The following is an 884-nucleotide window of genomic DNA, read 5'->3' on the forward strand; positions in this document are numbered from 1 at the left end:
CTGCTGGCCGCCGACGACGCCCGCCCGAAGGTGCACCTGGCCGCGCGGCCCGGTGAGATCTCGGCGGAGGAGCTCGCCCTGATCACCGGCGGTACGGAAGGGACGCTGTCGCCGTACGCCGTCCACCTGGACTCGGGCGACCCCGGAACGATGGAGCCGGTCAAGGACCGACTCGCCACCGTGCAGGACGAGGGCAGCCAGGTCGTCGCGGTGGCGATGTCCCGGGCGCCGCTCGTCGGCGAGGACGGCGGGCGGTGGCTCGACCTGTGCGCCGGCCCCGGCGGCAAGGCCGTGATGCTCGGCGCACTGGCCGAGTCCGAGGGCGCGACCGTGACCGGGATCGAGATCTCCGAACACCGCACCGACCTGGTGCGGGCGGCCACCAAGGGCCTCCCGGTGAAGGTGCACACCGCCGACGGCCGGGATCCCGGTCTGGAGCCGGGCTTCGACCGTGTACTCGTCGACGCCCCGTGTTCGGGTCTCGGGGCGCTTCGTCGTCGTCCGGAGGCCCGGTGGCGCAAGACGGCCGCCGACATCCAGGGCCTGGTCGTCCTGCAGCGCGCGCTCCTGGACTCCGCCCTGCGGCTGGTCCGACCCGGGGGCGTGGTGCTCTACGCCACCTGCTCGCCGCACCTGTCCGAGACGGTGTCGGTGATCCGTGAGGCCGCCCGGCGGCCGGACGTGGAGCTGCTCGACGTCCGCGAGTTCCTGACCGGGGCGGACGGGACACCGATCGAGGACCTGGGCGACGGTCCGTGGGTGCAGCTCTGGCCGCACCGGCACGGCACCGACGCGATGTTCATGGCAGCACTACGAAGGAGCGACGATGCGTGAAGACGCCGAATTCGTCTCGCACGGTGACCGGTGTGCCGCCTGGATCTACC

General features: G+C 72.9%; 1 protein-coding gene. It reads left to right on the forward strand.

From position 1 onward, the window contains the following. Window positions 1-834, forward strand: an 834-nt coding sequence (locus B4M60_RS15175) for an RsmB/NOP family class I SAM-dependent RNA methyltransferase (protein ID WP_291085946.1), incomplete at its 5' end; no start/stop codon positions are given. Window positions 835-884: the final 50 nt, after the last annotated feature.

It is taken from the genome of Dietzia sp. UBA5065 (assembly GCA_002415925.1).
Lineage (GTDB): Bacteria > Actinomycetota > Actinomycetes > Mycobacteriales > Mycobacteriaceae > Dietzia.